Below are 25,527 nucleotides of genomic sequence, written 5' to 3'. Positions count from 1 at the left end.
ATCGGATGTGGAAGCGCGGTAACGCGTGAAGCTAACCGATACTAATCGTCCTATTCGCGCTTGAGAGCACACACCCCCAACAACAGCGTTGGAAAACGGGTGATGACATCCAGCCAGTAAAAAACAGTGCATCGATTTCGAACCAGATCCTCCCGGCCGCAAAACCGGGAAGATCGTATGTGCAGGCTCCATTGCCTGGTGGCCATAGCGTCGGTGAACCACCCGATCCCATCCCGAACTCGGCCGTGAAACCCCTCTGCGCCAATGGTACTATCGCTCAAGCGATGGAAGAGTAGGTCGCCGCCAGGCATTGCAGCCCGCACATCAGAACCCATCCACAATCCTATCACCTCGGCGCGGGGTGGAGCAGCCCGGTAGCTCGTCAGGCTCATAACCTGAAGGTCACAGGTTCAAATCCTGTCCCCGCAACCAACTTGACTTGTCGTACCCCGGTGGCATCCGCTCCCGGGGTGTTTTTGCGTCCGCCCGCCTGGCTGATTGTCAGCATCGCTGCCAGGTCGCCGGTCATTTCAACACGCAACACGCCGTCGGCCGGCGTCAGCACGATGCGCTCGATGAGCCCGCGGATGAGCTCCTGCGCCTGGGCGCGGCTGGCTTCACTGCTGTAGGCGGCGAGCAGGTCCTCGACCTTATCGCGGTAGACCTGCGCCAGCTTTGGATGGAGCAGGGCAGGGACGGACGGCTCGGCGGTCTGGCCAAGCCGTTCCTCGAGCGTGGCCTTGCGGCGACCCAGGCGGTTGAGCTCGTCGCGCACCAGCGTCGCGTCCACCCCGTTCAGGATGGCGTTGGTCAGCCGCTGGATACCGGCCTCCACGCCTTTCAGCTCCTGACGGTGCGCCGCACCGTCACGGTCGCGCTCGCGGGCGAGCCGGTTGCTCTCGGCGACATACTCCGCAACGAACGCCTCAATGACGTCGGGCCGGAGCATGTCGTCCTTGAGCGCTGCCAGCACCTGCTCCTCCAATTCGCCGATGCGGATGGTGAGGTTGTTGCTGCACCCGGCCTCGCCGTAGTTGCTGCGCACGTGGCAGCCCGAGCGCAGCTTGCCGACCTTGCCGTAGTTCGAGCCGCACACGCCGCACGTGACCTTGCCGGTCAGCAGGTATTTGGGACGCTGCTTCGCCCAAAACGGCGTCACCTTGGGGCCGTGCCGACAGGCGGTCTGTTCCTGGCGCGCCTTCACCTTCGCCCACAGCTCGTCACTCACGATGCGCAGATGCGGCGCCTCGGCGGTCTTCTTCACGCCCTCGGCTGTGGCGAAGGCGTGGCGCTTGCCCGTCTCGGGGTCCTTGCGGAACGTCTGCCGCTGATGCTCAGGGCGACCGACGTACGCCCGGTTGTTGAGGATGCCCGTGCCGCGCTTCTTGTTGCCGTTGATGGTCGAGGCCGACCATTTGCCGCCACGCGGCCCCGGCACGCCGCAGCGGTAGAGCTCTGCGGCGATGTCCCTGGCCGAGCGCCCGGCGGCATATTGCTCGCAGATCCACACAATGCTCGTCGCCTCGGCGTTGTTCACCTTGAGGTGGCCGGTGATGCGGTCGCCACGCGCGTCGAGCTGGAAGTCGAGATCGTAGCCGTACGCGCGGCCACCGGCGTTCAGGCCCTTCATGTGCCGGTCGGCGAGTGCATCGCGGGTCTTGCGCGATGTCGCCGAGATCTGCTCGGCGTTCATCGTCCCCTTCATGCCGACGTGGAGCCGGGTGATCTCGCCTTCGGCCACGGTCACCAGCCGGATGCCGAGGAACTGCAGCCGCTCGTAGACCTTGGCAGTATGCGATTGCCCGCGCGACACGCGGTCGAGTTCGTAGGCCAGCACGACGTCGACCTCGCGTCGCTCGCACGCGGCGAGCAGCGCCTGGATGCCGGGGCGGTTGAGCGTCGCGCCCGAGATTGCCTCGTCCGCCCACGCGCCCACTTCCTGCCAACCGGCCTTGGCGATATAGGTCCGCATGTTGCCGTTCTAGACCGCGATGGTCTCGGGCTTCTGCATGTCGGTCGAGTAGCGCGCGTAGAGCGCGACCCTCATCACTTCACATCCCCATCGCTGCGGCTGGTGGGGGCAAGATGAGTCCGAGCGAGATCGCGCGCAAGCAGTCTGGCGAGCGCCAGTGCCGCGGCATGGCGTGCCGATTCGGGAGTGGAGGGCGGTGGCGCGGGGCGGGGATGGTGTTCCATCCACCAGTCCACAGGACAAAAGCATCGCCCAACCCACGCGAGTCGCCGGAAAAACTTCAGATCGGCAGCCGATAACGGCTACCGATCTGAAGTTATTACATGCCCATTCCGCCATTCATCGCGCGGCTCGCCACCAGGCTCAACTTTATCCCCGTTGGGGGCGACGTCGTGCGTTCGAGCAGCCCCCGGCCACCGTCGGTATGGCGGCGCCCCAGGCGGATCAGGTCTTCGTCACCGTAGAGCTGGTCGTCGCCACCGACCCGGTACCCCGCTACCAGGCTGCCGTCGCGGTGACGCGTGGCGAACGTCTCAGCGATGGTCATCGCGCTGGCAGTGTCGTGCCCAGACGCGCTGAACCGCACCCGTTCGCCGGGATGCGCGACGTGTGGTTCGAAGGCCGCCAGTTCCTCCGGCTCGAAGTCGGTACGACAGAGGTGGCTGAGATAGATGATCGGAGGTGCGGGCTGCGTGTAGCGCGTACGATAGTCCTGCAGTGCCGACGTCGCCTCGTCGAGCGCGAGGTGCGTGGAGGCTTCCCGTGCCTGCCGCTCGGCCCAGCTTGAGCAGCCCGCAGCCGTCCCGCCGTGCGGGTGGACGAAGCCGCGGGTGGCCACATGCTGCTCGGCCAGGCGACCGCTTGCCGCGACATTGCCCTCGACCAGCGAATCGTTGAAGCGGTGCAGATCGGCATCCAGCCTGGTGCCGCGATCGACCGACACGGCGCGGCGAGCGGCATCGCGCACCTGCTGGCGCAGCGCCTGCGGGCGCATGTGTGGCTCGTCCCGTGCGCTCAGATGCGCGCGACCGGCATCCTCCAGCGCCCGCATGGCGCGATCCGAAGCCGCGCCGAGGACCGACGCGCTGCCAGCCGCCACGCTACGATCGCTGGTCAGCGCCCAATCGATGAGGATCATGCGCGCACTGTCGACGATGGTCGCAGCGTGTTCCTCGCCCGCCGCCATTGCATCGAAGTGGCGTCCCGCTGCTGCCGCAAGCCGCTCATGTTCCCGGCGCCAGCCACGCTGGCTTAGCAAATGACAGATGTACCGGCTTGTCAGGTTGACGGCCTGCTCCTGCCAGCTGTTCGCGCGGCTTCGCTATGTCTTCATCGTGTCCAGCCGGTACAGCATGCTCTCACCGGCGGCTGTCAGATATTCGTACAGTAACGGCTCGAGCTGCCGCTCGCAGTTCTTCTGCGGGAAGATCTTCGTCAAACCTGTCCTCGCGCGATCTGCTCTTCGCCGACGCGCCGGGCGCCTGGTTCCAGAAATGGGCAGTGAACGCGGACGCGCCCGATGCGGAAGGCGCACGTTGGCTCGACGCGCATGCCGATGTGATCCTGCTCGCGGCGGACCGGCAGGCGCTGTCGGGTCCGCGCCTCGGCCAGGCCCGCAACGCCTTCCAACTGCTCGCCAAGCGGGTCGCGGCGCAGCGCCGCGATCGCCCGGTCGCCCTCGTCTGGACGAAGGGTGACGTCGTGATCGACGCTGCGATGGAGGAGAGCATCCGGGCGGCGGTGAGGGACGAGATGGAGGATGCACCGGAATTCACCACCAGCGTTCATCCGGACGACGGCGGCGATATCGGGGTCGGATTCAAGGCGCTGTTCGATTGGGTGCTGGGCATCCGGCGGCGCGGCGCCACCTTTGCGCGCGAGCGCGGCGAGACGACCGACCCGCTCTTCTTGTTCGGGAGAAGGTGATGGCCGTGACCGCTACCAAACGGTCTATCCTGCTGCTCGGCGAATCAAACGTTGGGAAGACCCATTATGGTGCCCAGTTCCTGAAGCGCCTGATCGTCGGCCGGTCGTCGCTCAAGATGAACAGCCAGGCCACGAACCTCGGGCCGTTCGAGGACGCCATGGACAATCTCGCTGACGGGCGGGCCACTGGCCACACCCCTTCCGAGGTCTACAACGAAAGCGTCTGGCCGGTGATCGGCAGCGTGGGGGCGACCACGGATCTAGTCTGGCCCGATTATGGAGGCGAGCAGATCAAGACGCTGATCGCCGACCACCGGATCGCGACCGTGTGGCGCGAGCGGATCATCGACGCGACCGACTGGCTTCTGCTGGTTCGGCTGCACACGCTGCAGTGGGACGCCGACATCTTTTCGAGACCGCTCGCTGAGCTCGGCAAGCCCGTCGTTGAGAGCCTCGAGCTCAGACTGTCCGACCAGGCGCGCCTCATCGAACTACTCCAGATGCTGCTTCACGTCACCGCGATCGACCGCAACGTGCCGCTTCGCCGCCCGACGCTGACGGTCCTGCTGAGTTGCTGGGACGAGGTCGAGGCGGGCAGCCTGCCGGCAGCGGCATTGCGCACCGAGCTTCCATTGCTCTGCGACTTCATCGAACGCAATTGGGACGCGCCGATGGCGGTCGGCCTTTCCGCGCTCGAGAAGCCATTGGGTCGCGAAGAGTCCGATCAGGATTATGCGATCAGGGGCCCGGAGGCGTTTGGCTATGTTGTGCGTCCCGACGGGCATCTGGACCGCGACATCACGTGGCCGATCACCCGTCTTCTGACCTCGGCCTGAGCGGCTCCCGGTGCGCGTCGAATCCGCGATCTACGGTGAGGTCAATAACGGGCATGCGCTGCGCGCGGCGAGCGGAGATCACGCCTTCGCGAAGACCATCTCGGGGCGGCTCGACTTGCCATCCAATCCCCCGTCCGGGGTGAGTTGGTCGCCTGCAACGAGTGGTTTCCCTGTCCATGACCGCTATGTCGTCGCGCGCACCTTTCTGGATGCGTCGGCCTCACGGAGTGGCTTCGTCGTCTCGCATGCGCTGTTCGTCCGGCTCGACGATATGCAGAACTTCTCTTCGCTGGATCGGCTGTTCGCCTGTCTCGCGACCGATCCGGCGGCGATCCCGGAACCAACCGGCTTTGATGTTGAGAAGGGCCCGACGCCCGAAACCGTGCCCGAGCTACGGGACGCGGCCGCCCGGCTGATGGAAAACCCCGCTAAGGCCGTGGTGAAGCTGGACGGGAATGGGTTCGAAGCACTGGTCGCCGCCATGTGGCATATGCTTTGGCCCGACATGCGGCGGGACTTCGCGTTCAGGTTGAGCTTCGGCCCGACGGATCTGGTCGAGGCTCCTGCGCCCGCTCTCGTGTTCACGCCGCTTTCGCTCGCCGCGCGCTGGCACGGTCATCCCATCATCGGAAAGGGAGCGTTGAAGCCGCTGCCCAAAGCGGCCGAGGTTCTGCTCGGCGACGTGTCCGCGGACAGCTACAAAGGCTTCGCCGACGAGATCGGCGCGGGCCGCATGAGCTTGTCGCGCCTGCCGCTTCTCGTCCGGGCCTATGACATGCTGTCACCTGACGCGAGCTTCGAAGAAATTGTCGGCGGATTGCGGATCGTCGATCATCTCTCGCGGGACAACCGATCGGGCGTGGCAGCCAAGAGCGCATTGGCGACGCGGCTTGCGGACGCGATGCCCGGGGCGAGCGTCGAACAGATGATGGGGCTGCGCAACCTGGCGCTGCCTGGCTTTGCCTCTCTCAACCGGGTCTGGTCGGCCGCCGAAACCTGGTTGGGCACCTACTCGTTGTCGAAACCGGGGGCGATCGAGGCTCTGACCGAGCTGATCGGCGGACTTGGCGATCTCACGTCGGCGATCGAACCATGGCGGGCGGCTTTCGGGCGCGGCGCCGAGGCTCTGACCGCGCATGCTCCGGACGGGTTTGCAAAGGCCCTCTGGATCTGGATCGGCGCACGACCTGCGATCGTCAACACCGTCTTCGCGATTGCGCCGATCGAGAAGGCGATGGAGAATAGGCTCGTCGCCGCACTTCCCACGGAGATCGCGCGAGACACTGCGGCGCTCCGGGCGGTGCTGGTCAAACGGTCCTGGCTTCGCCTGCACGGTGCGGTAGTGGCCCTCACCCCCCCTGCCGGAGCCGCCGCCGACGCCCAGCTCGCGGTCGATAAGAAGCCCGACCATGACGCCGGCATCAACGCCGCGCTGTCGCGCGCGACCCCGCAACAGCGTGTCGAGATCGCGATCGACCGCGACGATTCCAGACTGGACGCGCTGGCAAGCGCAGCGGCGGCCAGGGCTCTTGATCTGCTTCGATCCTGCGACTTCCATCGTATCGGGACGCAGCGCATCTGGGCGGGCGCTCTCGCGAAAAGCGATGCGAGCTGGCAAGCACCGGCGGACCCTGCCGCGACCCGTGATGCCCTCCTTACCTCGGCCCTGGATGGCGACGATCATTTCGCTCCGCTAGTCGACGCGCTCGCCCGGACGCCCCTCGCCGGCCTGTCCGATCTTCCCCGGCGCGCCGAGATCTGGGAGCGGTTCGATCCCTCGAACGGCTATGTCCGGGCGACGGGCGAGGCATGGATCAGGCGGGCCGGCACGGGTGAGGCCTATGCGCGCGACCCGATCCTGACGCGCGCGATCCTCGAGGCCGCCGCGCTTGATAGGCCCTTGGATGGCAGCATGGCCGATTCCGGGGCTACGCTCAATCTGATCGCTTCGCTAACCGAGCTGCCAGAACAGCGCGCGATCGGCTGGTTCGATCGTCTCGGCGGGGCAGCCTCACGCCTTACTCAGCAACAGGCCGAGCGACTGGGGCGGATCATCCTCGAGCGCCACTGGGCGGCGCTGCTCGTCCGCGTGCGAGACCGCGTTTTCGGTGTCCCTGAACTACGGGCGGTTCTGCGCGTCTGCGCGTCAATGCTCTCGCTCTTTTCACGCTGGTCGCTCGGCCTCAGCACCATTACCGTCGACGAGAAGTGGGAGAGTTTCGCGAAGGTCGCGGCCGATCTCTACCCATCGGGTCCGGACCATGACGGCCTTTGGGAACGGTGCGGCGGCAGGAATTCCCAGTGGCCCCGTCACGTCACCGGCGAGAACGCCTGGCGGGCCGCCCTCGCTTTGGTCCGTCGCGGGACAGATGTCCGGCCGAGAACGCTGGTGAAGGAAATGCAGAACGATTTCTCGTCGAACCCCGATCTGCGGTTCATCGCTAGCGACAGCACCTTTGCCGGCGGCGGAAGCCACCAGAGGTCGGATTGGTGACGGAAATGACGGGAGCTCTCGCGAACGCGCGCGCCCTGATCATCGCGATCTCCGCCTATCGGTCGGCCCGGCCGCTTCCCGAGGCGATCATCCACGATGCCAAGGACGTCGCCGCGATCCTGCGTTCGCCCGAGCGCTGCGGCTATGATGCCGACAAAGTCCGGACCCTGCTCGACGGGCAAGCGACCCGCGCCACAATTCTGTTCGAGCTGGCCGAGCTGGCGCGCCTCGCGCGACCGGACGATACGGTGTGCATCTATTTCTCCGGCCAAGGCTGGCGCGCCGGCGGTTCGGAGGACAGCGTCCTGATGCCGGTCGAGGCTGACCGGCACGACATTGCGGCGACCACGCTCGCCGCGGCCGATCTTTCCGACGCGCTGCACGCGATCAAGGCGGCGCTCGTTATCGTTATCCTCGATGCCTGTCATTGCGGGGGTGCAGGCACATTGAAACAAGCCTTCGCCGAGAACGACAAGGCGGGCTTTTCGGACAAATCGATTACCCTTCTCGCGAACGGGACGGGCCGGGCAATCTTCGCATCATCGCGGGCCGACGAGACGTCTTTAGGGCCCACACTCATTCAGAGCCAGAATGCCAGGGCGGTGGCGAGAGCCACGCCTGAGAGGAAGTTGGCGGCGAGCTTGTCGTAGCGAGTGGTGACGCGGCGAAAGTCTTTGAGGCGGCAGAAGGCGTTCTCGATGAGGTGGCGGCCGGCGTAGCGGTTCTTGTCGTAGCGGATGGCGCGCTTGCGGTTGCGCCGGCCGGGGATGACCGGGACAGCGCCGGCATCGCGAGCCAGACGGCGCAGCCGGTCGGCGTCGTAGCCCTTGTCGCCCAGCAGGTAGCGCATGCGCCCCGCGCGTTCGAGGAGGGCGGGCGCGGCCTTCACGTCGCTGACGTTGCCGGGCGTCAGCATCAGCGCATAGGAGCGGCCGATGACGTCGGTGAGCGCGTGGATCTTGGTCGTCCAGCCACCACGGGAGCGGCCGATTGCCTGGGCCAAGCGCCCCCTTTTGCGCCGAACGCGGCACGCTGCGCCTTCACGTAGGTGCTGTCGATGGCGGTGCTCCTCGTCACTGCCCCCGCGTCCACCAGCGCATTCAGCAGCTTGAGCCAGAAGCCCCGGTGCGACCAGCGGTTGAACCGGTTGTAGACCGTCGTCGAGGGCCCGTAGTCGGCTGGGCAGTCGCACCAGCGACAGCCGACCTTCAGCACATGCAGGATGCCGGAGATCACCCGCCGGTCGTCCACCCGTCGCGCTCCAGGCTAGTTCTTGGGCAGGTGCGGCTCGATCGCCGCCCACGCTTCGTCCGACAACCAGAATAGCGACATGCCCGCACCCCCCGTGACCCACGCCGCAGTGAATCAGGAAAGCCGCTCCGCCTCAACCCGCTGATTGGGTTTGAGCCCTAGTAGCGGTGATGTGCTGATTTCCATGACGATTGAAGCGGGCGCCCAAATAGTGGCGAGGAGGACGTGTCCAACGGTCAGCCATGTTTTATACCCGGCAAAGCCATTGCCGTAAGGGCGTTGAGCTAATTCTTTCAGATGGGCGACGCGCTGATGCGCCAGGTAAATCGCGAACAGAAGCGCTTGCCTGATGACCATCGCGGTCAATCAACTTTTTGCCGCGCAGTCTGCACGTTTTGGCAGGCTGCCTCTGGTTGGTCGTGATGATCGTGCAGTTATGAACGTTCGGGCTCGACGCACGGATCAAGATCAACCTGCTGCGGCTCGGCCTGTTCTGGCATTTCCTCCACATTGTCTGGATCGCCATCTTTCCAATCATCTACCTCCAGGGGCTGATCCGATGACGGAGCCGGGCCGCGAGAAATGACACGACATCCGGGGCTATCAAATTGGCTATGGTCTCGCGCTGGCGCTCACCGCGGCCGCCTTCGCGGCAGTGCGCTGGCCGACCTTGGGCGCTCGGGCAACCTTGGGGCTGGTGTTCGGCCTCGCGCTGGTCCAGCTAATCGTTCACTTCCGATATTTCCTTCAAATGAGCCTGCGTCGGTCCGCCCGCGACGATCTTCTCCCGATCCTGTTTGCCGCTTCGAGCTTGAAAACCGGATTGTGTCGGAGGTCGAAGAAGCGGCGTGATCATCGGGATAACAAGACGTTTTGGCGGCGAGGAGAAGTCGTGTGGGGAAGCGTGCAGCAAATCGAACCGCACCAATGTCTCGAGTGAAATGCGGCTCTTCACGGGCCAATATCGATGGCCTCCGCCTTTGCTTGGTGGGACATTTTCTTATTAAATCCCAGTTCTACGCCTATCGCGTCGTTCCAGCCATACGGATCGGTACGAAACGCAACCTTGCCATCGTCCCCCAGAAAAGCGTTATGGTAGAGCAGCCTGACCGGGATCTCGCGAGGAAGATCAATGATCTCGTAATCGCCTGATGCATATGCCTTCGCCCAGGTATCGCCGACGCCCTCCTGATCGGCCAGCATTGCGGCAAAGCCCAAGGCGTCCGAAACGCGAACGCAGCCATGACTAAGGTGACGTTGACTGCGGTCGAACAACTCGGGAGCTGCCGTGTCATGAAGGTAAATCGCCTGATTGTTCTTCATGTCGAACTTGACGAGGCCGAGCGCATTGTCCGGCCCTGATGGTTGCACCCAATAGCCATTGATGCGGCGCATGTTTTTGGCGCGAACCGTCGCCCTCGACACCGGGATCGACTTTGGTACGGTCCATGTCGGGTTGGCGACAAGGCGATAGATCGGCGAGCCGAGGGGCGGGGTTTCACGGTCAGGCTCGCCGACGATGACCTTGCGGCGATCGACCAACTGTCCGTCGTGATAATAGCGAAGCTCGGCGGCTGCGGTATTGACGTCGATGCGGGTTGCAGGCGGCGTCCGGGATAGCCAGCGTCGCCGCTCCAGGGCAACGGCAAGCGTTCGCGCGCGATCGCCGGGGCCGAGTGTCAGCACCCCGAGCGTATTCGGGCCGATTATGCCATCCTCTCGAATACCGTAATCGCGTTGCAATGCCTCCACGGCATTCGCGATGTCCGGCGAATACAGGTCGACAGGTTCGGTCGAGGGCCGAGCGGCCAGATAGCCGTCGCTTACCAGTTGATCGACGATCTCCGGAACGCGCGGGTTCACGTCACCGACGTGAATGCTCTCCGCCAGCGTGATGACAGGCTCCGCGGCGTAGGCATTACGGTTCGCGGTGAGATAGGCTTGCGACAACGCTCTGTAGTCCGGATCGGCAGGGGCCAGTCCGTCGAGCCATTCCGCGAGACGGTTCTGGGCAAGGGCATCGCCCAACGTTTCCGTCCGATCTGCAGTCGGCCGAGCGATCGTATAGACATCATGGAGTGACGACGGATCGACCATGCCGTTCGCCAGCGCATTGGCATAATCTTGCGCCGCTTTGGTATAGACACGGGTCGCAGCGTCCGCTGGTAGCTCGTCGACGTCGGGCGGCAGGAATGCGTGGTGATCAAGACCATGACGGGCGCGGTCGGCCAGCGCCTGCTTCAGAGCGGCACGATTGGCGGGGGTCCAGAGGCGGTTCCACTCCGGTGTAGAAACCACGGTGGCCTGCAAATCGCTCTGCGATGTGTGCGCCATCGTGGGGACGGCGGGAACGGAAAGCGTGACCGAGGCGAGCAATACGTAAATCGTTTTGTTCTTCATGCGAGACGAACGAACGAAACTACCCTCGTGCCTCACCTATCATGGCTGCGGCCCCGAATATCGTGGATTGAACGCGAAGGGACGCTCGCTTCCCTCGTGATCGTCAGACACCGGTCAGGCCGACAAAAGCTTGCCGATCCAGCGGCTGCGGTCGAACTGCCCGCAGATGATGACGATCGCGGCCGTCAGCGGCACTGCGATCAGCGCGCCCGCGATGCCCCAGACCCAACTCCAGAAGGTCATCGCGACGATGATCGCCAGCGGCGACAGGGACAGCTGCTTGCCCTGCAACAGCGGGTAGACGACATTGCTGATGGACAGTTGCAGAATGACGAAGCCGACAAAGACGAGCGCGGGCATCTGCCATCCCCCGAACTGGACGAAGGCGAACACCACCGGCGGCACGATCCCGACGATGTTGCCGATCACGGGGACGAAATTAAGCAGAAAATTGAGGATGCCCCAAACCAAAGCCAGCTCAAGCCCGGTCATCCACGACCACAGGGTCGAAGCGACCCCTGTGAGGACGCTGGTGGCCAGCGTCGTGCCGAGATAGCGACGCACTTGCGCGGAGATGTCTTCGCTGGCGCCCAGCATGTCGCGGCGGCCGCCGCTTTCCATCATCTCGTACAACCGTCGCTTGAGCCGTGGCACTTCGGGCAAACCGAGCATCACGATGATGCCGATGAACCCGACATAGGTGACGAACCCATAGACTTCGCCTGCCAGCAGCTGCAGCAGGGCCATGATCCGTTGACGGTTGATGGTCCCCGCGATCGGCACGCCGTGCTCGGCCGCCCATCCGGCAAGCCGACTGTATCCCCGTTCAAGGCTCGCCCAGTTTGCGATAAGCGCGGTGATGACCTGGCCGATCGACAGATAGACGGCGGTGGCGAAAGCACCGAGGATCGCGACCAGCGACAGCAGCGTCAGCGTATAGGCCAGCCAGGACGGCATGTGCTGCGCCAGCCTACGCTTGAGCGGCCACAGTGCCGCGACGATAATCGCGGCGAAAGCGATCGGCATCACGACGGCGAAAGCTGCCTTCAGCGCTCCGATCAGCAACACGGCTGCGATGAGCGTCAGAAGACGATTGCGATACCGATATTCGGCCTGACCGTCGCTCATTCGTCGCGTTCCTCGATTTCGATACCGGCTTGATCCATCGCCTCGGCGTTGAGGCGTGCGCCGAGCAGCAACGCCCAGGCGGACACCATCAGCCACAGCATCAGGATGACTGCTGCGGATAACGATCCATAGGTGTCATCGAACCGCGCGAGATGCGTAACGTAGAGTCGGAACACGAGGGTCGCCCCCAACCACATCGCGACGCCCGCGATCGTGCCGGGCATGACCGATCGCCAGGGAATGGCCGCCTCGCTCGCCGGAGCGTAGCGATAGACCAGCATCAGGCCGATGCCCGATCCGAGCGTCAGCGATCCGAACAGGATAATCGTCGAGACAAGCCGCGCGCCGGGTAGCCCATCTGCAACGTAGCTTTGCAGGAAGGCGAGCATCGACAGCGAGATCAGGGCCGTCAGCACGAGGCCTGCACATCCCAACATCAGCAGCATGGCCGTGATCTGGCGACGGATGTCTTGGCGCTCGCGCTCGATGCGAAATGCCAGATTGATGCCGTGGAGCAACGAGCGTCCTGCCCTTCTTGCGCTGAACAGCGCGATACCCAGCGAGACAATCATCGTCACGCCGGCGGGGCGGCCGGACGTCAGCGTATCGCGCAATCCGCCCGCCACAATTCCTCGCGTGTCGCGCGGCAGGATTGCCGTCAGCTTCGCAAGATTGCGGGCCACCGTCGCGCCGGGGACGAGCAGGCCGTAGGCTCCGGCGATTAGGCCGACGAGCGGGATGAGGGCGAGAAAGGCAGCAAAGGCGATCGAGCTGGCCGCGACCCCGAAATCGTCTCGGAGTCCGCTGCGGACGGCGCGGAGCAACAACGCGACCCACTTGCCACCGGACCCCAGCCAGGCTTGCAGATGCCGAGGCAATGCAAGCTTCCTCAGCAAGGCGATCATGTCCGCGCGGGTGGCCTTACCCTTCTGCCGGTGCACCGACGATTACCGCGACCAGGCAGATGACGCCGACAGCGACGAAGCCGACGCGATACAGCGTTGATCCTGCGCCGCTTCGAAGCGAGACCAGTAGCGCCAGCACGCACTGCATCGCATAGAAAAGCGCAAAGGCGCGCGACGAGAGCGCCACGACCTGGAACGGATCGGTCAGCCAGACCACCAGCACCGCGAGCGCGCCGGCGAGGGTGAAGGCCAGCGGCACGCTGATCTTGCGCCGCGACACCTCGTTGAGCAGACCGCCGGAGCCGATCGAGTCCGCAACCGCCGCGCTGAGCTGGCTGGAGACGGCCCCGGCCAAAACGAAGATGCCGAGCGCCGGGGCGATGAACTCCATGATGTCGAGGATGCCGGCCACCCCTTCGGTCGCTGCGGCGCGTGCGAGGAATGGCGTCAGCAAGGCGATGAAGGCGAGATAGATGGCGGACGCGATCCACTGCGCATGACGCATCGTCTTGATCCGCAAAGCGGCGGCATAGTCATGGCCGAGATAGCGGGACGTCTCGAACCCCTGGACGGTGATGATGAGGCCGAGCAGCATCGGGATGCTGGCCCAGGAGATCCGTGCCGGCGGCAGCGCATCGGTCGTGCCCCCCATGCTCCACGCGATGCCGAGCGCGACGAGCATGCCGGCGATGATGCCGATCTTGATCGACACCGTCCCATGCGCGAGATGCTCGACCTTGCGCAGGCTCCCGCCCAGCGCCAGCAGCGTCATGAGCGCGATGATGACGGTCACGATGATGTTGGCGGCAACCGGCTGCCACGCCGGGTCGATGGCGATCGGCTTGAGCGTGAACTCGGCGAGCAGCTTCAGATAATAGGCGACCGAGACGGCATAGGCGAGCGCAAGGACGCCTTGGGTGATGCGCGCGACCCAGGCGATCGGATCATTGAAGGTCGCATCAGCCAGATGATTCTCGACATGGGTGATGTTGAAGCGGATGACCCAACCCGCCGCATAGGCGATCGCCAGCAGCAGCCCCATGGCAACGATGGCGGCGCTGCCGAACTCGCGAGCGAGCAGCGGCCCGCAGATCAGGAATCCCGACCCGATGATCGAAGCGAGCGGCGTGACCGTGGCGCGCCAGCCATCGCTGCGCGCGAACGGGCTGAGGGTCAGCGCAAGCGTGACGATAAGGGCAACGCCCAAGGCAATGGCGACGATCATGCGATGTCCTCGGGCGAAGGGATCATAGAGCGGTATCCTGGCCCAGATACCGTTCGAGGCGCTGTTCGCGACCAGCGGCGGCACCGCTGGGATATTCGAACGCGGCGGTTACGACGACTAGGGTGCCTCCCGCGTCAGATCGCAAAACAATGCAGGTGGAGCTCATTGGGCGGGCACCCCGACGTTGGTCATCAATGCGAAGCGCTGCCCAGCAGGAGCGGTCGGCACGGCGCTTACGCCCTTCGCCTTCAATAAGGCCGCGATCGCCATGGCGCGCCGCTGCGACAGGTTCGGTCGTTCAAGGGGGATTCCAGGCGGAAGCCCAGGCACGCCGAGCATTGGCATATTCCAGCGATGAGCAGCCCAGGCGGATGTTGATACTGCATTCTGCGCGGCTGCATCGAGCGTGTCGACGTTATCCGCGAAGGCAATCTCGGGCAGCGGCGCCTGTGGCGGCACGATGATGACGGACCATCCCTCCGTCTCGGCTGCGGCGCGCGCTTCAAGCGTGCGATAGGTCATAACCGTGGCACCAGGCAGGGGCGCCGCGGCCGCCGTGGCGCGCCGATGATCCCGGTCGATCGTCACGTCATCGGCCGATACGCCCGTCACCAGCGCGATCATCTTGCTCAGCGCCGTCATCCGCTGCGCCTCTTGGCCCGCCATGTCTCCGGCCTGCCGCAATTCCTCGCGCTGCGCTTCCAATGCGCCCGCACCGGCATCAAGCAGGATCTGATCGAGATTCAGCCGGAGCGGGCGTCCGAGCTTCTTCTGAAGCGCAGCCTGTAGCACAGGCGTTTTCTGCATCGCGCCACGCGGCGTGATCACGACCGCGCGGACAAGCAGGGGGTCTGCCGAAAAGTCGAGGTCGAGCTGGGTCACGCGTGCAGTGTCCCCGAAACGGTCGTTCAGAAGCGTGCGCGTCTGCGACACCGCAAGCGCCTCGCGGCCGATGCGGTTGAGGGAAATGCCCAGCGGCACAGCCATGGCGACGAAGACGAGGATCAGAACCGACGTCTGCGCCCACGTCTGGCGCCGGGATAGGCGATGTCCAAAGCCGTAGAAACGGGCCATTGCGGTCGCCGACAGGGCGATCGTGATGAAGTTGGTGACGAACAGAGCGAAGGCTCCGGCGCCAACGGGGATGTTACGGGTGGCAATCCCGTAGCCGACCACGGCCAAAGGCGGCATGAGCGCGGTCGCGATGGCGACGCCGACGATCGTCTCGCCACGGCCACGGATGATGGCGAACGTGCCGGCGAGCGCGGCAAAGAGCGCTACCGCAAGATCGAAAAGATTAGGACGCGTGCGCGCCACGATCTCGGCCGTCGGCGCCTGCAGCGGCGAGACGAGCACAATCAGCGCCGTAAAGGCGATTGCCGCGACCGCTCCGATCGCCAGCGCTTTCAGTGAGCGACGCAATTCCGCAAAATCGAACAGCGCCAGGCTGAAGCCGAACCCCAGGATCGGGCTCATGAGCGGCGAGATCAGCATCGCTCCGATCACGACGGCGGGTGAGGACAAAAGCAGACCAAGCACTGCGATGCCTGCGGACATCATGGTCATGAACGCAAAGCGCGCCGACCAGCCGCTGTCCTCCACGATCCGGGCGACCACCGCTTCATGGTCGACGCGGCCGACGATCGATCGCCGCCACCAGCGATATAGCGTGAGCCGCGCCAGTCGATCGGTCAGATTGGAGATATGTCCACCTACTTCAGCCATATTGCAATCTTATGGCGACGTCGCGGCATGCGGTCACGTGTTGACTTGCCGGGATCGGGATCCCGCAAAGCGAAGAACGACCTAGCCGCTTACCGCGGACAGGAGCGAGCCGGCGAGGATGCCGACCTTGACCTCATCCACAAGTTTGGGATCTGCGAAGGCAAGCCCGGCGATGAACAGGCTCATGGTGAAGCCGGTCCCGCACAGGAGCGTCGTGCCATAGACCTGCGGCCAGGACACACCGACGGGCGGTCGCGCGAGGCCAAGCCGGGCCACTGTCCAGACGGCTCCGAGCACGCTGACCTGTTTGCCGACGAACAGGCCGGCAGCGACGCCAAGCGGCAGGGGAGCCAGCAGCGAGCCCAAGCCCAGACCAGCCATCGACACGCCAGCATTGGCAAAGCCGAAGATGGGGACGATCCCATACGCGACCAACGACGGGAGGGCCTGCTCCAGTCGATGAAGTGGGGAGTCCTGCGCATCCGGTGCGCCAGGCGAGCGGCGGATCGGGATCAGGCTGGCCGTCAGCACGCCGGCGATCGTGGAATGGATGCCGGACGACCAGATCGCCACCCAAAGCAGCAGCCCGAGCAATAGATAGGGCCAGAGGGGCACGACACCGAGGCGATTGAGGATGAACATCACGCCAAGGATGAGCACGGCTGCAAGCAGCGCGGGACCGCTCACTGCGTTGGTATAGGCGGCCGCGATCACCGCGACCGCTCCGATGTCGTCGACGATCGCGACGGTCGTCAGGAAGAGCTTGAGCGATGCCGGCACTCGTCTGCCGAGCAGCGCCATCACGCCGATGGCGAACGCGATGTCCGTCGCTGATGGGATCGCCCAACCGCGCGCCAATCCCGGGGTCGAGCCGGCAATCGCCAGGTAGATCAGGGCTGGCAAGACCATGCCGCTGAGCGCCGCGACGGTCGGCAAAGCTTGGTCCGGCCAGGTCGCCAGATGCCCGTCGATCAGCTCACGCTTGATCTCGAGACCTACCAGCAGGAAGAACAGCGCCATCAGGCCATCATAGATCCAGTGCAGGACCGACAACGGCCTTACGTGCTGCTGCAGCGCCCGAAATACACAGGGGCTAGCGGACTGTTGGCGATGTCCAATGCCGCAAGCGCCGCAACGATCAGGACAATGCCGCCAGACGCGCCGCTTTGCAGAAAGGCACGTATGGCCGAGCGCGGACGGATCTGGACCGCAATCTCGAGGTATTGCCCCAAGACGGTCTGTGATCCGCCCCTTTGCGGTCTCAGGGGCCTTTAGGATCGAGAACAAGCACCGCCCCGCCGCTTGCAGCCAGTGGAACCCGCAGGCTCGTACCAGCGCGCAACGTACCAGCGCGCCCGTCCAGGATTGGCGGCCTTGCGCCGTCTATGAAGACACGGAGCTTCCATCGCCCTTCGGACAGGAAACCGAGCGGGAGCGTGACCGTACGTGATCGTTCGTCGTTCATCACCCCGACGAACCAGCGCTTGCCGCTGCGCCGGGCGACTGCGATCCACTGGCCCCACTCGCCCGCTACGCCGCGCGTCTCGTCCCACACCGCTGGCACCAGCCGCAGGAAGTTCGCCCCCGCCTGCGGCCTGCCTTGCTCGTCCAGATAGGCTTGCGGTGCATCCGCCAACGATTGCAGTGGACTGGGATAGACCACGAACATGGCAAGCTGCTGTGCACGCGTGGTCATTACCTCCGGCAGGACGTGGCGGGGCGTGAACGACTTCGGGGTGACATTGCGAAAGCCGCCCGGGGTATAGTCCATCGGTCCAATCGTCGCGCGACTGTACGCGAGACGGACGTTGGCGCCGTCTGTCACCTTTCGGCTCCACTGATTGTATTCGGCCCCCATCACGCCTTCCTGCGTCAGCAGGTTGGGATAGGTGTGCTCCAGCCCGCGCGGTACCGGCGCGCCGTGGATATTGACCATCAGCCGGTGCCGCGCGGCGGCCGCAAGGAGCCGGTGATAATAAGCGATCGCGACCTGATCCTGCCGGTAGACATAGTCGACCTTGATCCCGGCGATGCCCCATGACTGATACAGTGCGAACACCCGGTCCATGTCAGGCCCGATGGCGTCCCAGTTCGTCCATAGCCACAGACGCACGCCGCGCGCTGCGGCGTAGCGGGAGAGGGCCGGGATATCGACGCCGGACCGGAAGCGGGTCACATCCGCCAATGCCTTGTCGCCGCGTGGTCGCGCCGCCCAGCCCCAATCGATCACGAAATAGGGCAAGCCGAACCGCGAGGCAAAGTCGATATAATGCTGGTAGGTCGAGTTATTAAACCCGGCATTTGGCACGCCGGAGGCCTTGATACCCGACCACCATGCCCAAGCGGCCTTGCCCGGCCCGACCCAGTGCGCTTCGCCGATACGCGGGGGCGAGGCGAGCTGCTGGACCAGCTCGTTCTCGATCAGCCTTTCGGGACGATCGGCGATCATCACCACGCGCCAGGGTGTACGAAGGGCCGCATCTGTCGCCGGCAGAACCGCTGCAAGGGTATCGTTGGCAGGTAGCGGCGTGAGCCTAAGCGCGACCCCCAGCGCCTTCGACTTGACCAGGTACGCGCCGGGATAATTTTCGACGTCGCTTTCGGTGAGGGCGATCGCCTCGCTCCTTTGGCCGGTGCGGCAGCTAAATGGAAGATCGTACAGCGCAGCAGGGCGGAGGGTACTGGCGCGGACGGGCGCGTAATCGCCCTCATGCGAATTGAGATAATTCGCGTGCGGCACGGCAAGGCATCGATAGTCGCGTGGGAAGCGCAGCGCCGTCGTCTCACCGGCAAGCCGAAGCGCGTGCGACGATCCGGTTTTTGGCAGCTCAATACGGAAAGCGGCGCCGGTATCATAGGCACGCAGTTGGAGCAGCAGCGCTCGCCTGCTACCCTCGGTCTCGCGCGCCGCGATCGTCAACTCGTGATAGGCCTGGGCGGATCGGTCGCCTGGGCGTCGTGATTGCTCGATCCGCATGCGTTTGAGCGGCTCGTCCGCGAGCGTGAGGCCAACCGGTGATGGCGCGATCACGTCCTTGCCGTGGTGGCGTATGCGTATGGCAAGGCTGCCGCCGCGAAAGCGCCCCGCCATGATCTCGACCTGCCCATCGGGCGAGGAAGCGACCAGAGGATTGACGTCAGTCGACGAGCACCCGGCCAGAAGGGCCGAAACGGCAATCCACCAGCTTCTCACGCGGCATCAATCGGCAGGCTCGGGATCCGCGAAAACATCGTTCAGTGCAATCCATATTTCAAGACGAGCAAGGCGGACAAGGTGACGATCATGATGAGGACCAGCGGTATGCCGGTTCGTGTGTAATCGCCGAATTTATAGTCGCCAGCCGTCATGATCAGCATGTTCGTCTGGTAGGCGACGGGCGTCGCGTAGCAGAGGTTGCAGCCGAACAATACGGCGAGGACCAGAGGCTCGACCGGGATGGCGAGCTTCTCCGCCAGGCTGAAGGCAATGGGCGTTCCGACCGCCGCGGCGGTCGTGTTCGAGGCAAAGTTCGTCAGGATCGTCACGAACACCATGACCGCGGCGAGCGCGCCGCCCGCGGGCAGATGATGCAGCCCCAGCGCGATCAGCTGGCCAAGCCATTCGGCCGCACCGCTTTCCAGAATGACCCGGCCGATCGCGATACTGGCCGCGACAAGCACGATGACCTTGGCCGAGAGTGCGCGACCGACTTTGTCGAACCGCACGCATCCCGTGAGGAACATCAGGATAGCGCCGGCCAGCGTCGATATGGCGATCGGCAGCAGCCCGACGCTGGCCAGGCCAACGGAGCCGGCCATGATCGCGAGCGCCAGCGACGCCTTGGAGGTCCGCGGCACCTCTTTGGCACCGTCCAGCATCAGCAGGCTTTCGGAACGGGCAAGCGCTGTGATGTCGGCCATCGTGCCGGTAACGAGGAGGATGTCGCCCTCGCCTAGGGACGCGTCCGCTATCGTATCGCCATGCCACGTCCAGGTTGCCCGCGCATGATGGACGCCAAGGACCGCCACGTCGTGCGCATCGGCGAGGCCCGATGTTTCGATCCGCTTGCCGATGAGCGTCGAGTCGGCTCCGATCGACACTTCCACCACGGCCAGATCCTCACCCGTCCGACGGGACGCGGCCTGAACCCGGTTTAGCAAGGCGGCCGGCGCGCTCGTTGCTCCAAGCGCCCGCATCGCGTCCTCCAGTGCCTCATGCGGCGCAAGCACCGCAACGCGATCGTCGACGACGGCGGGCATCTTGGAAGCACCGACGAGTTCGACCTGGGGCGCCTTACGTGCAAGGAACGTCGCAACCGTCTGTCCGAGCACCGGCGAGCGCGAGCCAAGTCGAAGCGATGCGTAGAAGCGGCGGGGTGCATGGCCGGTCTCTACGGAATTGTCGGGCAGCAGCCGCGGCATCACCAGCCAGATGAAGGGCAGGGCGACCAGCGCGGCGATGACGACCAGCGGCGTGAAGTAGAAGACGCCCATCGGCGGCATGCCGAGGTCAGTCGCGATGGAGACGACCAGAAGATTGGTCGAGGTCCCGATCGTGGTCGACATACCGCCGATCAGGACCGCGCTGTTGATCGGAATGAGCGTGCGCGAAGCAGCCATGCCGCCCCGCGACGCCAGCGCAACCATGATCGGCAACAACAGGACGAGAACGGGCGTGTCGTTGACCATCATGCTCATCAGCATCGCCAGCACGAGCGTGGTCAAGAAGCCAATGGGGCGATTGAAGCGCCACAAACGGGTCAGCAGACGCGCCGCCGGATCGAGCGCGCCGGTTGCCACCAGTCCTCGCCCCATCACCATCAACGCACAGATTGTTATCAGGGCGTAATGACCGAAGCCTTCGAAGGCGAGCTTCAACCCATCCGTAGGCCGCTCACCCGGCAGTGGAAAGGAGTAGAGGCCAAGCGCGATGACGCTGATCGTCAGCAGCGAGATGATCTCGACCTTCAGGCGCCCCGAGGCGAAACCGTAAAACATCGCCACCGTGACCAGCATGGCCGCGATCGCATGGGGGGAGGGTGGATCAATCATCGCGCGCACCATCCTTGAGGCAGGCTTCGCGCCATGTGCTGCACCGTCGCTGCTCGTCGGTCATGTCAGCTGCCAGATTGCAACGATGAGCGCGACCGCACCGATCGAAATCGCCGCCGCCATGACCCTGAAGTTGATGGTCGTCACACCGTTGACGTGATGCGCCGTCAGCCGTTCGTGCAGGCCACGGGCGCGCCGTTCCGCTGCGATTACGAGGAAAATGCCGAGCAGGATGAACAGCGTGGCAATCGACTTTGCCACACACGTTGGCTCGACCGGTTTGAACAACGCGCTAAAGCCAAGGCCAATGCCGATGCAGGCCGTGGCTGTGCGAGCCCAGCCGCTGAATGTCCGCTCATTGGCCAGCAACGTGCGATCTTCCGCGAGATCTGTACGATCCTCGGCGAGGTCGGTTCGAGCGATTTTGTCCTCATTCGGCATGGCTCTTCATGGAAGATGTCGCCAAGCTCGGCAAACGCCTTTCCAAATTCCCGCATGCGTCAGGCAGGTACTGTCCCGTAGCGCATCGCACGCGTGCACCGATACGCTCGATCGATCCTTTGCATCTTGCCGGCGGAAAGGGGTATCATCGCCACATGGATATCGTCGCCATCCTCGTCCGCCGTATCCGTGACATGGGCACCGAATTCGTTCGCATTCTCCCGCAACTCGGGATCGCGCTACTGCTGCTCGTAGCCACCTTCTTCGTCGCAAAGTCGGCGCGGCGTATCGCCGAGCGCCTGCTCTCGCATACCGATCTGCGCGGAAGCCTGGTCAATCTGGTCGAAACGCTGGTAGGCGTGGCGATTTGGGTCCTGGGCATATTGATCGCCATGTCGATCGTCTTGCCCGGCGTGACGCCCGCCAACATCCTCGCGGTGCTCGGCCTGGGCTCGGTGGCGGTCGGCTTCGCGTTCAAGGATATTTTCGAGAACTTCCTCGCGGGCGTGCTCATCATGCTCCGCAAGCAAATGCGTATCGGGGACTTTATTCGCTGCCAGGATGTCGAGGGACGGATCGAGATGATCAGCCTTCGCGACACCCATCTGCGCCACCTGAGCAACGAACTCGTCGTCGTGCCGAACGCCTATCTGTTCAAAAACCCCGTCGAGGTCGTCACGCAAAGCCAGCAGCGACGTCACGAGGCCGAGGTCGGCGTTGCCTATGACGTTGACTTGGACGCGGCCCGGAAAGTCATTCATGACGCGGTCGCTGCAGCCGAGCATGTGCAGGATAACCGCCCGGTGGAAGTCTATGCCAAGGAGTTTGGCGATAGCTCGATAAACTTCCTCATACGCTGGTGGGCGGGTTCAAAGCCGGTCGACGCGCATCTGTCACGCGACGAAGTGGTGCGTGCGATCAAACGGGCGCTGGATGAGGCCGGGATGGAAATCCCGTTTCCTTACCGCACGCTGACGTTCAAGGAATCTTTGTCGATCGTGCGACCGGGACAGGGAGGGCAGGCGCGAGCGGCCACTGCCGAGCCGCCAACCAACGCGGGTTGATCGTCCGCATCGCGCATCCCTTCACGGCTCGAGTTCCGGAGACCGCTGTTCGAGCGTCAGACTCGTGACCGAAGATGATTTCGCAGGTCAAGGCTTCGCGCGGTCGGTCCGTGGTCTCGCTTGGATAGGAATATGCTCTGGGTCGGCTTAGGAGCGAGAAGATCGACCGACCTGAAACTTCATTGCCTTCGGGCGTTGAGCGAGCAACGTTTCGAAAGGGAACAGCAATGGCTCGGCTCTACCGACTGGCGATCGCGTGGTGCGTGGCTGTCCTCGGCGGCTTTTTCGCGGTCGCCGGCGGTGTTCTCATCTCGCTTGGCGGATCACCCTATTATCTGGTCGCAGGGATCGCGATGGTCGTCAGCGGCGCGTTGCTCGGGCGTCGCCCCCAGCTTGGGCGCTGGCTGTTCCTCGCCATCTGGGTCGGCACGGTCCTCTGGGCGATCTGGGAGGTCGGTTTCGATGGTCTTCAACTTGTGCCGCGTCTGGTCGCGCCGACCGTCCTGTTGCTACTGGTATTGCTGACCGGATGGACTGCGCGTTCGTGGCGCTCGCCGGCCCACGCCGCGCCAGTCGCCGTTGCGGTGCTGCTCGCGTTGGGCGTTGGCGGCATCGTCCTGCACGGTGAGGGGGTGGAGGCGCAGGGAGCGGCCCGTGCGGCAGCGATCCCGCCCGCGCCAACCGGCGAGGCTGACGGCGACTGGCGCGACTATGGGGGGACGCTGTCGGGACGACGCTATTCGGCGCTCGCCGACATTACCCCACAGAACGTCGGCCGCCTCGAGCTCGCCTGGACGCAGCGTACCGGCGATCTGCCCGTTGCGGCCGAGACGAAGGAGCACAAACGCGAATATCATTCGGAGGCGACGCCGATCCATATCGGCGACACGCTCTACACCTGCACGCCGCATTCCTTCGTCCAAGCGATCGACGCGACGACCGGCAAGACCAAGTGGAGTTGGCACGAAGACGCTCCGATTGCCGGCAACAATTATCTGGTCTGCCGCGGCGTCACCTATTTCGAGGCGCCGGCGGGGACGCCGTGTCCGCACCGCATCTTCGCGCCGACCTTCAATGCGCGGCTCGTGGCGCTCGACGCTGATACCGGGCGACCCTGTCCGAGCTTCGCGCAGGGCGGCGCGATCGATCTGCGCGCCAATATGGGGACGTCGAAGCCGTCGGATCAGATTGGCACCACGCCGCCGGTCGTCGTCAACAACCGGCTGATCATCGGCGAGCGGATCATCGACAACGTCAATCGCGACATTCCGTCAGGGGTAGTGCGGGCCTATGATCCGGTGTCGGGCGCGCCGGTCTGGGCTTGGGATGTCGGCCGTTCGCCGGATGCGATCGCGCCGCTGCCCGCGGGGCAAACCTATACCCGCGGCACGCCCAATGTCTGGGGCGCGATCACCGCCGATGCCGCCAACGGCCTCGTCTACCTCGGCACGGGCAATGCCTCGCCCGATTACTGGATCGGTTATCGCCGGCCGTTCGACGATCGCTTCGGCTCGTCGATCGTCGCGCTCGACGTCGCGACCGGCAAGCTGCGCTGGACGCGGCAGCTCGTCCATCGCGACATGTGGGACATGGACCTGCCGATCGGTCCGTCGCTGTTCGACTATCGCGCGCCCAACGGGCAGGTGACCCCAGCGCTGATCCAGACGAGCAAAATGGGGCAGGTGTTTTTCCTCAACCGCCTGACCGGCGCGCCGATCGCCGCGATCACCGAACGGCCGGTGCGCACCGACGGCGCGACGCCGGGCGTGCAGGTGTCGCCGACCCAGCCCTTCTCGACCGGCATGCCGAGCTTCACCCCGCCCGCGCCGACCGAGGTCGCCACCTGGGGCGCGACGCCGATCGACCAGCTCTTCTGCCGCATCGACATCCGGCGGGCTCAGGGCACGGGCATCTATCAGCCAATGGGGCTGAAGCCGATCATCGGTCATCCGGCCTTCGATGGCGTTACGGACTGGGGCGGGGCGGCAGTCGACCCGGTGCGCGGCGTGATGACGGTCAACACGATGGAGATGCCCTTCAAGCTGTGGCTGATGCGCCGCGACGATCCGCGTGTCGCCGAATTGATGAAGCAGAAGCAGGGCGGCGAAAACGCCATGCAGGCGCAGCTCCAGACCCAGTACAACACGCCTTATGTCGCGGTGGTGAAGGCCTGGGTTGGCATCTTCGGTGCGCCGTGCGTCGCGCCACCCTGGGGACATCTGACCGCGGTGGACCTAGGTACCCGGCGGGTTTTGTGGAAAAAAGTGCTGGGGACCGCGCGGGATACCGGCCTGTTTGGATCGCATCTCGGCGTGCCGATCAAGACGGGCGTCCCTAATCTCGGCGGGTCGATCATCACCGCCGGCGGCCTTGCCTTCATCGGCGCGACGACCGACCAATATCTGCGCGCCTTCGATCTCACTACCGGCAAGGTGGTGTGGAAGGCGCGGCTGCCGGCGGGCGCGCAGGCAACCCCGATGACCTATCGCGGGCGTGACGGGCGACAATATGTCGTCATCACCGCAGGCGGACACGGCGCGCTCGGAACACGGTATGGGGATTACACCCTGGCCTATGCCCTTCCCAAAAGCTGACGTCTCTTGACGTCCAAAGATGATGGCGGTTCGAGGGTGGGAAAACTGGAGATGGCTCCACGAGGCATCGCGACCGGGAAAGGATTGATTTCGAACCTGCACTACATTGCGCCGAAAGCCCCGACGCCACCCAATAGATGTCGGCCGGGTCGTGCGCGCGAAAAGCAAGCGCTTGTTAATTATAAGACGGGAAATGCATGAAACCTTTCTAGGCAAGCAATCGACTTGCCGTTTTCAAAAAAATCTAATACGCAATCTAGTCGAAAGATAAACGTCTAGAACCTTGTTAAAGCAAGTAGTGGTCTGCAGCGCGGTCTCAGTCCGGCTCTCTTTTTTCTTTCTCACGCTGCGGTACGGACGCCCGCGCCGAGCAGCATAATGGAGGAAAGCGTCCGAGCATATCGACCCGGTCGCGAAGATTGTGTTCGACAATCGCAAGGCGTTTGGCAGAACTGGGGAGACGCCAATGGCATCGCAGGCCAAAGCGGCTTTGCGCTGACGTCAGCCAACCCAGGCACCGCCGCTTATGCCGATG

The 25,527-nt window shown here is 64.4% G+C and carries 18 protein-coding genes, 1 tRNA gene, 1 rRNA gene and 3 pseudogenes; 9 read left to right on the top strand and 14 right to left on the bottom strand.

Annotated elements, in window-relative coordinates:
* Window positions 1–194: 194 nt before the first annotated feature.
* Both rrf and ACI2JO_RS17885 read left to right on the top strand, forming a co-directional pair.
* Window positions 195–309, top strand: a 5S ribosomal RNA gene (gene rrf, locus ACI2JO_RS17890).
* 46 nt (window positions 310–355) lie between these two features.
* Window positions 356–432 (top strand) — tRNA-Met (locus ACI2JO_RS17885).
* Here the strand turns inward: ACI2JO_RS17885 and ACI2JO_RS17880 are convergent.
* Window positions 389–1,972, bottom strand: a complete 1,584-nt coding sequence (locus ACI2JO_RS17880) for a recombinase family protein (protein WP_404721960.1) — start codon at window positions 1,970–1,972, stop codon at window positions 389–391. The two genes, ACI2JO_RS17885 and ACI2JO_RS17880, sit on opposite strands and share 44 nt — an antisense overlap.
* Window positions 1,973–2,291: 319 nt before the next feature.
* Window positions 2,292–3,158, bottom strand: coding sequence for a hypothetical protein (locus ACI2JO_RS17875; protein ID WP_404721953.1), 867 nt, complete (start codon window positions 3,156–3,158; stop codon window positions 2,292–2,294).
* 254 nt (window positions 3,159–3,412) lie between these two features.
* Here ACI2JO_RS17875 and ACI2JO_RS17870 point away from each other — a divergent pair, with 254 nt between their 5' ends.
* The 4 genes from ACI2JO_RS17870 to ACI2JO_RS17855 are packed head-to-tail and all read left to right on the top strand — an operon-like array spanning window position 3,413 to window position 7,878.
* Window positions 3,413–3,898, top strand: coding sequence for a hypothetical protein (locus tag ACI2JO_RS17870; protein ID WP_404721959.1), 486 nt, complete (start codon window positions 3,413–3,415; stop codon window positions 3,896–3,898).
* Entirely contained in the window at window positions 3,898–4,734 is an 837-nt protein-coding gene (locus tag ACI2JO_RS17865; RefSeq protein ID WP_404721952.1) for a hypothetical protein, read from the top strand. Before ACI2JO_RS17870 ends, ACI2JO_RS17865 begins: the two co-directional genes overlap by 1 nt.
* Window positions 4,735–4,744: 10 nt before the next feature.
* Window positions 4,745–7,228 (top strand): effector-associated domain EAD1-containing protein, encoded by a 2,484-nt coding sequence (locus ACI2JO_RS17860; protein ID WP_404721951.1) that lies wholly within the window; start codon window positions 4,745–4,747, stop codon window positions 7,226–7,228.
* A 5-nt stretch (window positions 7,229–7,233) separates the two neighbouring features.
* Window positions 7,234–7,878 carry a caspase domain-containing protein gene (locus tag ACI2JO_RS17855; protein ID WP_404721958.1) on the top strand — a complete coding sequence of 215 codons (645 nt, stop codon included), beginning with the start codon at window positions 7,234–7,236 and terminating at the stop codon, window positions 7,876–7,878.
* Here the strand turns inward: ACI2JO_RS17855 and ACI2JO_RS17850 are convergent.
* Both ACI2JO_RS17850 and ACI2JO_RS17845 read right to left on the bottom strand, forming a co-directional pair.
* A pseudogene (locus ACI2JO_RS17850) lies at window positions 7,809–8,560 on the bottom strand (IS5 family transposase). The gene ACI2JO_RS17855 and the pseudogene ACI2JO_RS17850 overlap by 70 nt on opposite strands.
* A gap of 33 nt (window positions 8,561–8,593) precedes the next feature.
* Window positions 8,594–8,845, bottom strand: a complete 252-nt coding sequence (locus tag ACI2JO_RS17845) for a hypothetical protein (protein ID WP_404721950.1) — start codon at window positions 8,843–8,845, stop codon at window positions 8,594–8,596.
* 289 nt (window positions 8,846–9,134) lie between these two features.
* Here ACI2JO_RS17845 and ACI2JO_RS17840 point away from each other — a divergent pair.
* Window positions 9,135–9,185, top strand: a pseudogene (locus tag ACI2JO_RS17840) (hypothetical protein); the annotation flags it as partial.
* A gap of 15 nt (window positions 9,186–9,200) precedes the next feature.
* On the opposite strand, the gene ACI2JO_RS17835 reads toward ACI2JO_RS17840, so the two are convergent.
* The 10 genes and pseudogenes from ACI2JO_RS17835 to ACI2JO_RS17790 all read right to left on the bottom strand — a co-directional run bounded on the left by ACI2JO_RS17835 (window position 9,201) and on the right by ACI2JO_RS17790 (window position 21,334).
* On the bottom strand, window positions 9,201–9,434 hold the full coding sequence (locus tag ACI2JO_RS17835) for a hypothetical protein (protein WP_404721961.1): 234 nt from the start codon (window positions 9,432–9,434) through the stop codon (window positions 9,201–9,203).
* On the bottom strand, window positions 9,431–10,879 hold the full coding sequence (locus ACI2JO_RS17830; RefSeq protein ID WP_404721949.1) for a L,D-transpeptidase family protein: 1,449 nt from the start codon (window positions 10,877–10,879) through the stop codon (window positions 9,431–9,433). The genes ACI2JO_RS17835 and ACI2JO_RS17830 overlap by 4 nt, the downstream gene beginning before the upstream one ends.
* A gap of 114 nt (window positions 10,880–10,993) precedes the next feature.
* Entirely contained in the window at window positions 10,994–12,007 is a 1,014-nt protein-coding gene (locus ACI2JO_RS17825; protein WP_404721948.1) for an AI-2E family transporter, read from the bottom strand.
* A complete protein-coding gene (locus ACI2JO_RS17820) occupies window positions 12,004–12,885 on the bottom strand; it encodes a YihY/virulence factor BrkB family protein (RefSeq protein WP_404721947.1) in 882 nt (293 codons plus the stop codon). The genes ACI2JO_RS17825 and ACI2JO_RS17820 overlap by 4 nt, the downstream gene beginning before the upstream one ends.
* 43 nt (window positions 12,886–12,928) lie before the next feature.
* Window positions 12,929–14,137 (bottom strand): hypothetical protein, encoded by a 1,209-nt coding sequence (locus ACI2JO_RS17815; protein WP_404721946.1) that lies wholly within the window; start codon window positions 14,135–14,137, stop codon window positions 12,929–12,931.
* A gap of 162 nt (window positions 14,138–14,299) precedes the next feature.
* A complete protein-coding gene (locus tag ACI2JO_RS17810; RefSeq protein WP_404721945.1) occupies window positions 14,300–15,862 on the bottom strand; it encodes a DUF389 domain-containing protein in 1,563 nt (520 codons plus the stop codon).
* Window positions 15,863–15,943: 81 nt separating this feature from the next.
* Window positions 15,944–17,076: pseudogene (gene nhaA, locus ACI2JO_RS17805) on the bottom strand (Na+/H+ antiporter NhaA).
* A 47-nt stretch (window positions 17,077–17,123) separates the two neighbouring features.
* Window positions 17,124–19,055 (bottom strand): glycoside hydrolase family 97 protein, encoded by a 1,932-nt coding sequence (locus ACI2JO_RS17800; RefSeq protein WP_404721944.1) that lies wholly within the window; start codon window positions 19,053–19,055, stop codon window positions 17,124–17,126.
* 41 nt (window positions 19,056–19,096) lie between these two features.
* Window positions 19,097–20,893, bottom strand: a complete 1,797-nt coding sequence (locus tag ACI2JO_RS17795) for an SLC13 family permease (protein ID WP_404721943.1) — start codon at window positions 20,891–20,893, stop codon at window positions 19,097–19,099.
* Between the two features lie 60 nt (window positions 20,894–20,953).
* On the bottom strand, window positions 20,954–21,334 hold the full coding sequence (locus tag ACI2JO_RS17790; protein WP_404721942.1) for a YidH family protein: 381 nt from the start codon (window positions 21,332–21,334) through the stop codon (window positions 20,954–20,956).
* 155 nt (window positions 21,335–21,489) lie between these two features.
* On the opposite strand from ACI2JO_RS17790, the gene ACI2JO_RS17785 reads away from it, so the two are divergent.
* Window positions 21,490–22,398: a mechanosensitive ion channel family protein gene (locus tag ACI2JO_RS17785; protein ID WP_404721941.1), complete on the top strand. Its 909-nt coding sequence runs from the start codon at window positions 21,490–21,492 to the stop codon at window positions 22,396–22,398.
* Window positions 22,399–22,625: 227 nt separating this feature from the next.
* Window positions 22,626–24,992 carry a membrane-bound PQQ-dependent dehydrogenase, glucose/quinate/shikimate family gene (locus ACI2JO_RS17780; protein ID WP_404721940.1) on the top strand — a complete coding sequence of 789 codons (2,367 nt, stop codon included), beginning with the start codon at window positions 22,626–22,628 and terminating at the stop codon, window positions 24,990–24,992.
* Window positions 24,993–25,527 lie beyond the last annotated feature (535 nt).

The organism is Sphingomonas sp. NPDC079357 (genome assembly GCF_044901155.1).
GTDB lineage: Bacteria > Pseudomonadota > Alphaproteobacteria > Sphingomonadales > Sphingomonadaceae > Sphingomonas.
This window is presented reverse-complemented; position numbering and strand designations above follow the sequence as displayed.

Coding starts and splice junctions, on each gene's coding strand:
- ACI2JO_RS17880 (WP_404721960.1), bottom strand. CDS start 1,972: ATGCGGACCTATATCGCCAAGGCCGGTTGGCAGGAAGTGGGCGCGTGG.
- ACI2JO_RS17875 (WP_404721953.1), bottom strand. CDS start 3,158: ATGGCGGCGGGCGAGGAACACGCTGCGACCATCGTCGACAGTGCGCGC.
- ACI2JO_RS17865 (WP_404721952.1), top strand. CDS start 3,898: ATGGCCGTGACCGCTACCAAACGGTCTATCCTGCTGCTCGGCGAATCA.
- ACI2JO_RS17855 (WP_404721958.1), top strand. CDS start 7,234: ATGACGGGAGCTCTCGCGAACGCGCGCGCCCTGATCATCGCGATCTCC.
- ACI2JO_RS17830 (WP_404721949.1), bottom strand. CDS start 10,879: ATGAAGAACAAAACGATTTACGTATTGCTCGCCTCGGTCACGCTTTCC.
- ACI2JO_RS17825 (WP_404721948.1), bottom strand. CDS start 12,007: ATGAGCGACGGTCAGGCCGAATATCGGTATCGCAATCGTCTTCTGACG.
- ACI2JO_RS17815 (WP_404721946.1), bottom strand. CDS start 14,137: ATGATCGTCGCCATTGCCTTGGGCGTTGCCCTTATCGTCACGCTTGCG.
- ACI2JO_RS17810 (WP_404721945.1), bottom strand. CDS start 15,862: ATGGCTGAAGTAGGTGGACATATCTCCAATCTGACCGATCGACTGGCG.
- ACI2JO_RS17795 (WP_404721943.1), bottom strand. CDS start 20,893: ATGATTGATCCACCCTCCCCCCATGCGATCGCGGCCATGCTGGTCACG.
- ACI2JO_RS17790 (WP_404721942.1), bottom strand. CDS start 21,334: ATGCCGAATGAGGACAAAATCGCTCGAACCGACCTCGCCGAGGATCGT.
- ACI2JO_RS17785 (WP_404721941.1), top strand. CDS start 21,490: ATGGATATCGTCGCCATCCTCGTCCGCCGTATCCGTGACATGGGCACC.
- ACI2JO_RS17780 (WP_404721940.1), top strand. CDS start 22,626: ATGGCTCGGCTCTACCGACTGGCGATCGCGTGGTGCGTGGCTGTCCTC.